This window comes from Pseudomonas sp. AB39(2026) (assembly GCF_059831485.1).
The window spans coordinates 3,809,801-3,822,147 of record NZ_CP195212.1; the positions used below are offsets into that span (position 1 = coordinate 3,809,801).

The following is a 12,347-nucleotide window of genomic DNA, read 5'->3' on the forward strand; positions in this document are numbered from 1 at the left end:
CGCCCTCAGGCATGGCCGCTTCTAGAGGTGTTGCCGGACATCATACAACTGCAGGGGCTGATGTCCAAGCCGATGCTATAAAGGCCAGCGTGTGTAGTGAAGCACGCATGGCAGTTTTTACCTGTAATCGCTACACATGCACCAAAGCGCTGGCGCGGTGCCGCCGCTCTGTTTACAGTGCCGCAAGCCTCTACCTGCAGGGCCTTTAACGGGACTAACTCTCAATGGCTGTTGTACCTCTGCTGATTTGTGATGATTCAAACATGGCGCGCAAGCAATTGCTGCGCGCTTTGCCCGAAGGGCTTGAGCTGTCCGTGACCCAGGCCGAAAACGGCCAGCAGGGCCTGGATGCCATTCGACAGGGGCTGGGCAAGGTCGTGCTGCTCGACCTTACCATGCCTGAAATGGACGGGTATGAAGTGCTGGCGGCCATCCGCAAGGAAGGGCTGCAGGCGCAAGTGATCGTGGTGTCCGGCGATGTGCAGGATGAAGCCGTACGCCGGGTGCTGGCCCTGGGGGCAACGGCGTTCCTGAAAAAGCCTGCCAATGCCGACGAGCTTCGCGCAGCCTTGGCCCGGTGTGGCCTGCATAGCCAGGGCCAAGGCATCGCCGGGCAATTCGGCGCGGACATGTCCGTGAACTTCAATGACGCGTTCCGGGAAACCGTCAACGTGGCCATGGGCCGGGCTGCCGCCTTGCTGGCCAAAGTGCTCAATGTGTTTATTGAGCTGCCCATTCCCAACGTGAACGTGCTGGAGGTGGGGGAGCTGCACATGGCCCTGGCCGACGCGCAGCGCGGCAACCAGCTTACGGCCATCTGCCAGGGCTACCTTGGTGAAGGCATCGCGGGCGAGGCGCTGCTGATGTTCCACGACAGCAATCTGGCAGACATGGCTCGTTTGATGCGCCAGGACTATCAGGAAAGCACCGCGTCCGAAATGGTGCTGGACCTGTCAGCCCTGCTGATCGGCGCCTGCCTGAGCGGCATCGGCGAGCAGATCGACGTAGGGTTTTCCTTCAGCCACCCGCAATTGCTGGGCGAGCACGCCCGCATCGAAGACCTGATCAGCCTGAACCGGCACCGCTGGAGGCAGACCCTGGCCGTGGAAATCAGCTACAGCGTGGAGGGGCACGACGTTCATTTCGACCTGCTGCTGCTGTTTACCGAAACCTCGTTGCCTAGACTCAAGGGCAAGCTTGAGTACATGATGAACTGACATGAACAGAACACTCGACATCACCGAGCTCCACTGGCTGCTGGCAATTGCCCAGACCATCGACGTGGGCGTGGTTGTCTTCAACCGCTCCTACAACGTTTCCGTGTGGAACACGTTCATTGAAAACCATTCGGGCGTGCCCGCACGTGAAGCCCAGGGCAAGTCCTTCTTCGACCTGTTCGAAGAAGTGGACCGGGCCTGGTTTACCCGCAAGGTGGACAGCGTGGTCACTCTGGGGTCGCCTACCTTCACCATCTGGGAACAGCGCCCTTACCTGCTCAAGTTCGACACCTACAGGCCCATCACCGGCTCCGAGCCGTTCATGTACCAGAACACCTCGCTGTTCCCCCTGCGCTCCATCAACAACCAGGTGGAGCACATTTGCCTGGTGGTATACGACGTGACCGAAGTGGCCACCAACCGCCGCCAGTTGCAGGCCGTGAACGCCCAGCTGCAGAAGCTTTCCAGTACAGACAGGCTCACGGGGCTGTACAACCGGGGCCATTGGGAAGAGGCCCTCAAACACGAGTACGCCCGGCACAGCCGCTACGGCAACGACTGCACCATGATCATGTTCGACATCGACCACTTCAAGCAGGTGAACGACACCTACGGGCACCCTGCCGGGGACCGGGTGATCCAGCGCGTGGCGGATGTGGTGCGCGAGCATGTGCGGGATTCGGACATTTGCGGGCGCTACGGCGGCGAAGAATTTGCGCTGCTGCTGCCAGACACAAACAAGGAGGGTGGGCAAATCCTTGCAGAGCGGCTGCGTGCGTCCATCGAAGAGCTGGTGGTCACCCACGACAACCAAGCCATTCGGTTCACCATCAGCCTGGGCGTGGCAGACCTGCGCCGCCCCGTGGCGGACTACCAAGAGCTGATCGAACGCGCCGACCAGGCCCTGTATACCTCCAAGCGCAGCGGCCGAAACCGGGTAACGGTGTTCGCGTAAACGGTGCGGTGGTCACAGCGATCAAACTTTCCGCGCAGGGTGGGGGTCCACAAAAGACCTGAACGCACCTTGAGGAAACATTGATGAGCTTCTTTAAAGACATCCTGAGCAAGCTGGGCATCGGCCACGACGACACCCAGCCCACCACCGCCTCTACCGCGCCTACTCCTACTGGTACTGCACCCGTCAGCGTAGACGGTGGTGTTCCGCCTATGACCGGCACTACCACCCCACGTACCGACAGCGCAGTAGACGTCGGCGCCAAGCTGGACGGCCTGGCCCAGGCTCACACTGCTGAGAAGCTGAACTGGCGCACCTCAGTGGTCGACCTGTTGAAACTGCTGGGTATCGACAGCAGCCTGGAACACCGCAAAGAGCTGGCCAACGAACTGGGCTGCCCTGCGGACAAGCTGGGCGATTCTGCTGAAATGAATATGTGGCTGCACAAAGCCATTCTGCAGAAAGTATCCACCAACGGCGGTACGGTCCCTGCCGACCTCCTGTAAGGAGCACGACCATGGCTGTGAAAATTCAAAAGCTCGAAGGGCGTGACATTCCTTGCGAAGCCCAGCGGAAAGACAAGTCGGTGGCCTTCAAGATCACTGACGAGGCTGGACACAACGAGTACCGCTACGACGACGTCGAAGCGGCCAAGCGCGTTGTTGAACTCAGCGAGCGCGACCGCACCGAATCTCGCAGCCGCGGCTAATTGCACGAAATACCCTGTAGGAGCGGCCATAGGCCGCGAACTTGACCACCGGTAACGCCCAAATTCGCGGCCCTTGGCCGCTCCTACAGCAGTACGCTCAAAGATTGCTTGCATACCCTGTAGGAGCGGGCAGAGCCCGCGAACTTAGCGCCCAGTGACGCCCAAGTTCGCGGCCTATGGCCGCTCCTACAGTAGTACGCCCCACCCCTCAACTATCCCCCAATCCGATCCCCACCCAGTGCATCCCGCTGCATGGATTCCAAATTCTTCTCGATGGTCTCGCAAATCTTCTCCATCTGAATCTGGTGCTCGCTGGATTTGAACGGGCTTTGCAAATCGGTACCAATCCGCTCGATGGCCAGCAGCATAAAGCCCACCACCGTCGACGCCGCCGGCGTAAACCAGCCCAGCGACTCCACCAGCCCCACCGGCACAATCACACAAAACAGCGAAATGAACAGCCGCGGGAAGTACACGTACGGGTAAGGCAATGGCGTATTGGCAATTCGCTCCATACCGCCCTGGCTGTTGGACAACTCCACCAACGTGGACTCGATCCGCGACAGGCGAATGCTGTCCAGGCGCCCGGCCTTGTATTCTTGTGCCAGCAACGCCGCCGAACCATTGAGAATGTCATTGGCAAAGTTATTGGTGGCGCCACTGCGCGCAAACTCATCCGCCGGGATAAATGCCCGCACTTCCTCTGGGCACTTCTGGCCTTGCAAGTGGGCCGCCAGGCAGTTCACGTAGGCCACATGCCGCCGCAGCAGCTTGGCCTTTATAGGGTTGGCCTCACCCTGCGGGTCATCCAGGAAGGTCAACACCTGGCGGGCAAAACTGCGCGAGTTGTTCACCATGGCGCCCCACAAGGTACGCGCCTCCCACCAGCGGTTATATGCGCTGCTGTTACGAAAGCTGATCAACACAATCAATGCCGAACCCAACAGGGTCAGCGGCATCAGCGGCAAATTAAGCTTGCTGTCCAGGAACAGCATAAAGTCCACGGTAACGGCCACGTCCCAGAGCAACAGCCAGAACAACGCCCAGCCCACATAGCCCATGGTTTTGATAATCAATCGGTACTTCTTGGCGATAGCGTCTTTCAAATCAGCACCTCACAACAAACGTAAAAACGTGCCTAGCTCCGACGCTCAAGGGCAGAGAAAGGTCCGGGTAAGGGCAGAGGAATAATTACAAGACGTAAATCGATTCAGCGATTTCTTGTGTATCAGGAGGGTTTAACGGGAGCTGTAGGCGCCAAGCTCCGCTTGCGCCCGTCATCGCCAGGCGCAAGCAGACCTCATACGGTTACTTCTTCTCAACAATCTTGTACAGCGTGGTTTCCAACGCAGGCTTCTGCTTAGGGTCAAAGAAACTCATGTCCGGAATGCGCGAGTCCGTCACGTACACCGTACCGTCTGGCCCTTGGGTAAAGGTGTCTGGCCAGCGCATGTCCTTGTCCTGCAGCAGCACCTTCACGTCACTGCCATTGCGCACCTTGATGGAATGGTCTTCCACCGAGCTGATGTACAGCGTGCCCTTGGCGTCCATCAACAGGCCATCAGCCGGGCCATTCTCGCCCACCTTCTGCACCTTGCCTGGCAGGTCCGCCAGGGTGGCCGTCTGCAACGCGCTGGTAGGCACGCTGTACAAGGTATTACCCTTCACCGCCTGCCAGTACAGGGTGTCGCCCGCTGGCGACAGCGCGATGCCGTCTGCGGAGAACTGCACACCGCGCCCGTCTGGCCGCATGAGCGGCTTGCCGTCCGCCTTCACCATCACGCCTTTCTCGAACTGGGTACTCGGCGCACCGTCCAGGGCGCGGCGAGCCTTGCCGGTCTCCAGGTTCACCACCACGATCGCGCCGCTGGTGCCTGAGTCCGTGATGTAGGCGAACTTACCGTCGGGGCTAAGGCGCACGTCATTCAGGTAGCTGCCCTGGGGCGCCACGTCCAACCCAAAGGGGTACACCTTGGCCACGGCATTGGTGGCCAGGTCGATCTTCACCAGCTTTGGTGCACCGGCTACTACTTGCGCCTGGGCCGGCGCGCCTGCGTCGATTACCCACAGGCTGCCTTTCTTGTCCGCCACTACGGACTGCACACACACCCAATGGTCGCCCGCGCTCATGCTGTCCGCCTTGGCATTACGCCAGGCGTTCCAGTTGGCATCCGGGAAGCTTTTAAGGTCACCGTTGGGCATCAGCTCCGCCACGGACACTGCCGAGTCTTCGGTCCAGCGCGGGAAGTTGACGAACATGCGGCCGGTTTCACTGGCCGTAACACCCGTGACCTGGTGATCGAAACTGGCCACCTTCTTCAGGCTGTAGCTTGGGTCCGCCACGGCGCCTTGGGCGAAGGCCAGGCCAGACATCAGGGCAAAAAGGGCAGTAGGGGCAAAGTTGGCGCGTCGAATCATAAAGGCTCCAAGAACATGCAGGAAAAGTCTGTTGATTGGTGGAGCCTGCGCGCCCTGGCTTGGTTCCTATTTTCGTAGGGGCTGGGGGGTTATAACGCTTCCAGCCGCGCCTGCACCGCGTCGTCGAACAGGATGTACATGGCTTCCACTTGCGGGCCGCGGAGTTTCTTGGCGGCCACCTGGGCCTGCACGAATTCGATCTGGATCTCGGCCTCGCGGTTGACCTCGGCCTTGTCAGCAGCTTCGTCCAAGGCCCGCATCAGCCGCTCGATGGGCGTGCGCAGGTCCTTAGGGATGCGGAGGGTGTCGAGTTGGTCAGTGAGGGACATGTGGGGCTCTGAGGTAAAGGAATGTACGGGGTTGGACAGTGGAATGGGGCGTTTGATGGGGCGGGTTTGGGGGCTGCCTTGGAATGGGTAACCTAGTAGGGAAGCCTGCAAATCTTCAGGTTTTTGATACGTTGCGATCATGGAGGACCCAGGAATGTTTACGTACCAAGATGCACTGAAAAAAGCGCAAGAATATCTCGATGACTCAGAGATACCCTTACAGATAACGGAAGAAGGGGAGTTTGCTGGCGGATGGTTTTTTTGCTTCCAGTCAGCGGAGTTTTTGAGAACAGGAGATCCCTCGGACCAGTTGGCAGGAAATGGCCCATTTCTAATTGATCGGAATACCGGGGAGCTGGTTGAGGTGGGTACTGCTGAGCCGCTTGAGAGCTATTTAGAGCGCTACATGACTCTTAGGTCGGCGCCTCTACCAAAGGGATCTGCGGAGTAACAGGCCAGAAGGGCAGTCATGACAGACCGCTATGAGATGCTCGCCCAGCGCTGGGCGATGGTTGGGCAGGACAGTGCTGCCCAACCGGGGCTTGGCAGGTGGAAGCTTTAGGCTGAGGCTGAATGCTGTACGTGCAAGGCTGCGTCCAGCTTGATTCGGGCCATGTCGATCAGGTGCACGACGGCGAAGGCATGGTCTCGAGGAGCGCCTTGCTGATGATCGGCGGTTTCGTAGGCAGTGGCTTTTGCGCAGCGAAGCAGCTCGTCCGTGTCGTTGAGGAGTTGTTCGAGGGTGGGGGTGGAGATTGTGTTGTGCATGATGGGGCTCCCAGAGTTGGTGACGCTGCCACGGGCCTTCCTACGGGCTTTGGGTGGCAACTGTACGCGGGGTAGGAATACCGGAACTCTAGGCAACCGGCCACGCGCGAGCGTGCCCGCGCACAGCTGCCATAACGAACGCAGAGGCGGGTGACCGCTTGCGGTTGATACGGTGGGCACGTGCGCGCCTAGTTTTGTTCCGGGTTCCTACGCCCGACCGCTGAGGTGCAGCGGCGGGGGTAAGGGTAGCGGGGGGTGGGGTTAGGGGCAATAGGATAAATACATCAGGGTACTGGGGCTTGTAGCAGACCCGCCTTCGCAGAAAGCGGCCAAAAGTGCTGTGGTGTTTGCTTTGGGATCCGTTTTCGGGCAAATTGCCAGCAGTTGCCTAACAATTGAAGTGTCTGCTGGCCTTTTATTGGCTAAGGACCATATCGATTGCCAGGCATTTCTACGGTGGGTAGTACATCCACCCGGCCAGCGTGTCATAGGTGCCCAACTCAATGTTCAGCAGGCCTCCAGCAAGTTCAAACACTGCTTTTATCAAGCGCCAGTCTTCAAGCCTATGCTTCCAATTGATTGTGATGACCAAGTTCTGGATAGATGCATGCCCCCGCGACACTCTTCACAGCACGGATCGAAAATCTTCGCGCAATTATCATTTTCGATAGCAGTGTAATCCTCAGCGCCTATACCTGCTTTTTGAGCACTCCTCACGCAGGCTGCACTTTTTGTCGTAATCATTGAGCAGGGAATGCCCGTTTTATGCCTCCACTTCCTCCACCCCAAGGCCTGATATTCGATCTTGAGGTGGTGCCACCCAAGAACAATCAACTTACCCAGATCTTGATGGTAGGCGCTTTTCGACCTGACTCGGGAGCGGAGCTAGAACTAAAGGTTTCCGGAAACCCATCTTCGGCATTGCAGCAGTTGGACGCATTGTCCGAAGGGGCGAGTTTCGTGCTAGGACACAACATCATCGACCATGATCTGCCTATCCTGCATGAACACCTGCCCGGTATGGCTTTGCATACGCTACCTGTGATCGACACGCTGCGCCTGTCGCCGCTGGCATTTCCTCAAAACCCTTATCACCGGCTGGTTAAGGATTACAAGCTTATCCGCGATAGCCTTAACTCGCCGCTGTCCGATTGTCGTTCGACACTCGTTCTTTTTCAGGACCAGCGCCAGGCTTTCACGCAGTTGAACGAGACCAGCCAGGCGGAGCTTCTCTGCTATCAAGCGTTGCTGGCGCCGAACATGAAAGGCGATCTGGGAGCCTTCTTCGCGTCTTTGACTGGGCAGCCTTCGGTATCTCTATCTGAACTCCGAGCGCGGCTTCCACAATTGCTTCAGGAAACAGACCCTTCGCAACCGCGGAACTTGAAGGTATGCCGCGCAAGGCTTGAACAACTCCTAGAGAAGGATTTAAACCTGGAGGATCAGCATTGGCCTTTGGCGTACGCACTGGCCTGGCTTCGGGTCTCTGGCGGTAATTCGGTCCTAGCGCCTTGGGTTCGTCATCAGTTCCCAGAGGTTAGGCGACTAATCGCCGAGCTGCGTGATGTGCCTTGCGAGCGCGAGGATTGCCAGTACTGCCAGACGACTCATGACCCACGCCATGAGCTGCAGCGTTATTTCGGCTTCCCTGACTTCCGCTACGAGCGGCCTGGGGAGAGCCTTCAACACGACATTGTGCTGGCCGGCATGCGTGGCCAACATGTACTGGCCATTCTAGCGACCGGCGGGGGTAAGTCGCTATGTTATCAACTGCCGGCCTTGAACCGTTTCCACCGGAACGGCAGCCTTACTATCATCGTTTCGCCGTTGCAGTCGCTTATGAAGGATCAAGTTGACGGACTGCTGGAGCGCAACGTCCAGTGCGCCGCAGCGCTGAATGGCCTACTGACCATGCCGGAGCGTGCCGAGATACTGGAGAAAATCCAGATGGGTGATGTCGGCATTTTGCTGGTATCGCCTGAGCAATTCCGCAATAAGGCTTTCCGGCGAGCGATCCTCCAGCGCCAGATCGGTGCTTGGATTTTCGATGAAGCGCACTGCCTGTCGAAATGGGGTAGCGATTTTCGGCCAGATTACCTTTATGTGTCCCGTGTCATTCGTGAATACACGGGTGGTCAAGAGTTGGCCCAGATCGGTTGCTTTACCGCAACAGCCAAACCCGATGTGCTTGCGGATATCCAGAGCCACTTCAGGGAAAGCCTGGGTATTGAATTTAAAGTATTCCCAGGGGGCCACGAACGAACCAATCTGCATTTTGACGTCCTGCCCTGCATCAAAGCAGAGAAGTGGTCGCGCACGGATGGGCTATTGCATGAGCACTTGAACGCAAAAGAGGGCGGTGCAGTCGTTTTTGTTTCGAGCCGCAAGAATGCTGAAGACCTGTCCGATTTTCTGATTGGCCAAGGCTGGCCTTGCAAACATTTCCACGCCGGTCTTGAGCCCAACGCCAAGACGGATATTCAAGACGATTTCAAAGCTGGCCATTTGAGAATCATCGTTGCCACCAACGCTTTCGGGATGGGCGTGGACAAGGCTGATATCCGTCTTGTCGTACATGCTGACATACCGGGTTCGCTTGAGAACTATTTGCAGGAGGCTGGTAGGGCAGGGCGTGATCAGAATGATGCGCGCTGTGTGCTGTTATATGACCCGCAAGACATCGAAACTCAGTTCGGCATGAGTGAGCGCTCGAAGCTTAGCATTCGCGACATCCAGCAAATCCTGCGTAAGTTGCGTAGCGAGAGCAATCGACGCAAGGGTGGCAAGCTAGTTATCACAGCAGGCGAAATCCTGTTAGACGATGAGGTTGAAACCAGCTTTTCCGCGGACGAACGTGATGCCGAAACCAAAGTCGTTACAGCGGTTGCCTGGCTAGAGCGGGGTGATTATCTCAAACGTGAAGAGAACCATACGCAGATTTTCCCGGCACGGCTGGATGTCAATGAGGAGGAGGCTGAGAAACGCTTACTCAAAGCCAAGCTGCCGCAACGCCGACTGGAAGAATTCAGGGCCATTCTGCGATTTCTTTATAGCGCCAATGCCGATGAACGGGTGAACACCGACCAATTGATGCAACTGACCAGCTTGGAGTCAGAAGAGGTTGCTAGCGCACTCAAGCAGTTAGAGGAGATGGGGCTGTTAGTTAATGACTCGCAGATCACTTTGTATGTGCGCCATGGTGTGACCGGGGCTTCCAACCAACGGCTACAAAACTCTTTGGCTTTGGAGAGAGCATTGTTGAAGTGCTTACCAGAGCAAGCACCAGATGCCGAGCAGGGAGGCTGGCAAGATCTGAACCTTCCAGCACTGGCCGCTGAGCTCAAGGCCGCTACCAAGCAAGAGAATCTCCTGCCACTCCAGGTGCTGCGCTTGTTACGCAGTTTGGCCGACGATCACGATGCCAATAGCCAGCAGCGTAGTAGCTTCGAGCTCAGGCAATTCAATCGCGATTACCTAAAGTTGCGCATCAAGGGTGGCCACTCCTGGCGACAGATCGAACGTTTTGGTGAAAAGCGCCGCGCCCTGGCCGGCGTATTAATGGAGTTTTTGATCGGTAAGCTCCCACCTGGCTCGCGCAATAAGGATCTGCTGGTTGAGACGAGTTTCGGCGAGCTGGTTAAGGCATTGGAGTGTGATATTGAACTGCCTCATCTCATTGCGCCAAATCAGCGACGCAAAGCCGTTGAGCATGTTCTGCTCTATCTGCATCGACAGGACATTTTGACCCTTAACCATGGCATGACGGTCATGCGCCGGGCTATGACCGTAGAGGTTAAGAAGGAAGACAAGCGCAAGACCTTCCTCAAGGAAGACTACTTACGACTCGATGAGCACTACCGCGAAAAGCGCATCCAGGTCCATGTGATGCGTGAGTATGCAGAGGTAGCGCTGAAGGAAATGGCCGAAGCGTTGCGCTTGGTTTTGGATTACTTCACCAACTCCAAACAGGCGTTTATCAAGCGGCATTTTAATGGGCGTGAGGACGTACTTAAGCTGGCAACCAGCGAGGATTCATGGAAGTCGATCATTGAGTCGTTGAGTACCACCCAAAAGCTGATCGTCGCCGACGATGATGACATCAACCGGCTAGTACTTGCTGGGCCGGGCTCTGGTAAGACGCGTGTGATCGTACACCGCATCGCTTACCTATTGCGGGTGCGGCGAGTGCCAGCAACCAGCATCGTGGCGCTGACCTTCAACCGTCATGCTGCGAACGAGATCCGCAAACGGCTGTTGGCTTTGGTCGGAGCCGACGCCTACGGTGTCAGTGTTCTGACCTATCACAGCATGGCTATGCGCTTGACCGGCACCCGGTTCGAGCGAGGTATGACGGTCGACGAGCAAGCGCTCAAGCAGGTATTAAGCGGCGCCGTCGAGTTGCTGGAGGGTAAGCGCAATGTCGAGGGCGAGGACGACCTCCGTGAACAGCTACTGCGCGGATACCGTTACATCTTGGTTGACGAATACCAAGATATCGACGATGTGCAATACCGTTTAGTCAGTGCGCTGGCTGGACGGCATGCCGAAGAAGACGGTCGGCTATGCATTATGGCGGTAGGTGACGATGACCAGAATATCTATGCCTGGCGTGAAACCAATAACCGTTATATCGAGCGCTTTCGTGAGGACTATGAAGCGTCGATTAGCTTTTTGATCGACAACTATCGTTCTTCCCTAAGCATCATCGAGGCGGCTAACCAGCTGATTGGCCAGAATCCAGCCCGCCTGAAAGAGGCTAATCCCATCCGAATCGACAGAGCTCGGCAGGAGCAGCCTGCAGGGGGAGCATGGGAGGAACAGGACAAGCAGCGCAAGGGTCGAGTACTACGATTACTGATCGACCCAAGTGACAGTGAGCGTGGCAATCTACAGGCTCAGGCGGCCATGGCAGAGTTGGAGCGGTTGCTTGCGCTTGAACAGAGAAGTTGGAACGGCTGTGCAGTTCTGGCACGTACTCATCGGTTTCTATGGCCGATCCAGGCCTGGTGCGAGCAACGCAATATTCCTTATTTCTTGGCAGCAGATAAGGAAACGACGTTACCCATCACTCGGCAGCGCGGCTTTGTGGCTGTAATAGACCATCTACGAGAAACAGAAAGCGCTTCGTGCGCAGCTGATGCATGGGAGCGTTTGTCGGGTAGCAATCAGTTAGCAGACTGTGAGTGGATGAGTTTTTTCCAAATCGCCTTTGAGCAAATGCGAGGCGAGCTGGGCGACTGCCAACTGGGTAGAGGGGCCTTAATAGACTGGCTGTACGACTACGCCCGAGAATTACGTCAGCAGCCAAAGGATGGGCTTTATCTAGGCACCGTACATTCGGCCAAAGGGCTAGAGTTCCGCCACGTTGCCTTACTAGATGGCGGCTGGAATGCCCAGGCTAATACCCTGGCCGATGAGCGGCGGTTGTACTACGTGGGTATGACGCGAGCTGAACAAACCCTGACACTGTGCGAGTTCACTGATGACAATCCATTCAGCCGCAGCCTAATGACAGACGTTCAGCAATACGTTTTCCAGGGCAGACATCTTCCCGAGCTGGAGGCGCGCTTTCAGCAACTTACGCTGAAGGAGATCGACATTGGTTATGCCGGTCGTCAACCACCGCATGCCCAGATACATAAAGCGATTGAGGGCCTGCGCGAGGGCGATCCGCTGACATTGAAAAAGGAAGGGACCTGCTATCGACTGCTCGATAAGCAAGGCAACGTGGTCGGGCGAACAGCCAAGTCATTCCAGCCAAAGATTGGTTTCGATCAATACGAAGTCGCGGCCATCACGGTACGGTTTGCCGAGGATAGTGAGGCGCAATATAGGGATTTGAATAAGTGTGATCGATGGGAGGTGGTTGTGCCAAGAGGTCGAGGGTAACGGGGGTAGGTAAATCGGGCTGACTCTATTTCTCTTTGAATTTGCCCAAACTAAATTTATAT

At 56.8% G+C, this 12,347-nt stretch carries 10 protein-coding genes; 6 read left to right on the forward strand and 4 right to left on the reverse strand.

Annotation, left to right across the window (positions count from 1 at the left end):
• The first annotated feature begins 224 nt into the window (after positions 1 to 224).
• From ACSAMW_RS17500 to ACSAMW_RS17515, 4 genes are all read left to right on the forward strand, one after another.
• Entirely contained in the window at positions 225 to 1,217 is a 993-nt protein-coding gene (locus ACSAMW_RS17500) for a response regulator (RefSeq protein WP_500591374.1), read from the forward strand.
• A 1-nt stretch (position 1,218) separates the two neighbouring features.
• Positions 1,219 to 2,172 carry a sensor domain-containing diguanylate cyclase gene (locus tag ACSAMW_RS17505; protein ID WP_500591375.1) on the forward strand — a complete coding sequence of 318 codons (954 nt, stop codon included), beginning with the start codon at positions 1,219 to 1,221 and terminating at the stop codon, positions 2,170 to 2,172.
• A gap of 83 nt (positions 2,173 to 2,255) precedes the next feature.
• The gene (locus ACSAMW_RS17510) at positions 2,256 to 2,678 is read left to right on the forward strand and encodes a DUF3597 domain-containing protein (protein WP_168085612.1); all 423 of its coding nucleotides are present in this window, start codon (positions 2,256 to 2,258) and stop codon (positions 2,676 to 2,678) included.
• Positions 2,679 to 2,689: 11 nt separating this feature from the next.
• Positions 2,690 to 2,881, forward strand: a complete 192-nt coding sequence (locus ACSAMW_RS17515; RefSeq protein WP_168085613.1) for a hypothetical protein — start codon at positions 2,690 to 2,692, stop codon at positions 2,879 to 2,881.
• A gap of 212 nt (positions 2,882 to 3,093) precedes the next feature.
• Here the strand turns inward: ACSAMW_RS17515 and ACSAMW_RS17520 are convergent, their stop codons facing one another.
• The 3 genes from ACSAMW_RS17520 to ACSAMW_RS17530 all read right to left on the reverse strand — a co-directional run bounded on the left by ACSAMW_RS17520 (position 3,094) and on the right by ACSAMW_RS17530 (position 5,628).
• Positions 3,094 to 3,987 carry a bestrophin family protein gene (locus ACSAMW_RS17520; protein WP_500591376.1) on the reverse strand — a complete coding sequence of 298 codons (894 nt, stop codon included), beginning with the start codon at positions 3,985 to 3,987 and terminating at the stop codon, positions 3,094 to 3,096.
• Positions 3,988 to 4,189: 202 nt separating this feature from the next.
• The gene (locus ACSAMW_RS17525; RefSeq protein ID WP_500591377.1) at positions 4,190 to 5,299 is read right to left on the reverse strand and encodes an L-dopachrome tautomerase-related protein; all 1,110 of its coding nucleotides are present in this window, start codon (positions 5,297 to 5,299) and stop codon (positions 4,190 to 4,192) included.
• Between the two features lie 89 nt (positions 5,300 to 5,388).
• Complete coding sequence (locus tag ACSAMW_RS17530) at positions 5,389 to 5,628, reverse strand: hypothetical protein (RefSeq protein WP_168085616.1); 240 nt, start codon at positions 5,626 to 5,628, stop codon at positions 5,389 to 5,391.
• Positions 5,629 to 5,782: 154 nt separating this feature from the next.
• Here ACSAMW_RS17530 and ACSAMW_RS17535 point away from each other — a divergent pair, with 154 nt between their 5' ends.
• On the forward strand, positions 5,783 to 6,079 hold the full coding sequence (locus ACSAMW_RS17535; protein ID WP_500591378.1) for a YrhB domain-containing protein: 297 nt from the start codon (positions 5,783 to 5,785) through the stop codon (positions 6,077 to 6,079).
• A gap of 107 nt (positions 6,080 to 6,186) precedes the next feature.
• Here the strand turns inward: ACSAMW_RS17535 and ACSAMW_RS17540 are convergent, their stop codons facing one another.
• Positions 6,187 to 6,396: a DUF6124 family protein gene (locus ACSAMW_RS17540; protein WP_500591379.1), complete on the reverse strand. Its 210-nt coding sequence runs from the start codon at positions 6,394 to 6,396 to the stop codon at positions 6,187 to 6,189.
• A gap of 765 nt (positions 6,397 to 7,161) precedes the next feature.
• Here ACSAMW_RS17540 and ACSAMW_RS17545 point away from each other — a divergent pair.
• Positions 7,162 to 12,285 (forward strand): RecQ family ATP-dependent DNA helicase, encoded by a 5,124-nt coding sequence (locus ACSAMW_RS17545; RefSeq protein WP_500591380.1) that lies wholly within the window; start codon positions 7,162 to 7,164, stop codon positions 12,283 to 12,285.
• Positions 12,286 to 12,347: the final 62 nt, after the last annotated feature.

Excerpts from the sequence above, each read along its gene's own strand:
- ACSAMW_RS17505 (WP_500591375.1), top strand. The coding sequence starts at position 1,219 with ATGAACAGAACACTCGACATCACCGAGCTCCACTGGCTGCTGGCAATT.
- ACSAMW_RS17500 (WP_500591374.1), top strand. The coding sequence starts at position 225 with ATGGCTGTTGTACCTCTGCTGATTTGTGATGATTCAAACATGGCGCGC.
- ACSAMW_RS17535 (WP_500591378.1), top strand. The coding sequence starts at position 5,783 with ATGTTTACGTACCAAGATGCACTGAAAAAAGCGCAAGAATATCTCGAT.
- ACSAMW_RS17530 (WP_168085616.1), bottom strand. The coding sequence starts at position 5,628 with ATGTCCCTCACTGACCAACTCGACACCCTCCGCATCCCTAAGGACCTG.
- ACSAMW_RS17545 (WP_500591380.1), top strand. The coding sequence starts at position 7,162 with ATGCCTCCACTTCCTCCACCCCAAGGCCTGATATTCGATCTTGAGGTG.
- ACSAMW_RS17510 (WP_168085612.1), top strand. The coding sequence starts at position 2,256 with ATGAGCTTCTTTAAAGACATCCTGAGCAAGCTGGGCATCGGCCACGAC.
- ACSAMW_RS17525 (WP_500591377.1), bottom strand. The coding sequence starts at position 5,299 with ATGATTCGACGCGCCAACTTTGCCCCTACTGCCCTTTTTGCCCTGATG.
- ACSAMW_RS17540 (WP_500591379.1), bottom strand. The coding sequence starts at position 6,396 with ATGCACAACACAATCTCCACCCCCACCCTCGAACAACTCCTCAACGAC.
- ACSAMW_RS17515 (WP_168085613.1), top strand. The coding sequence starts at position 2,690 with ATGGCTGTGAAAATTCAAAAGCTCGAAGGGCGTGACATTCCTTGCGAA.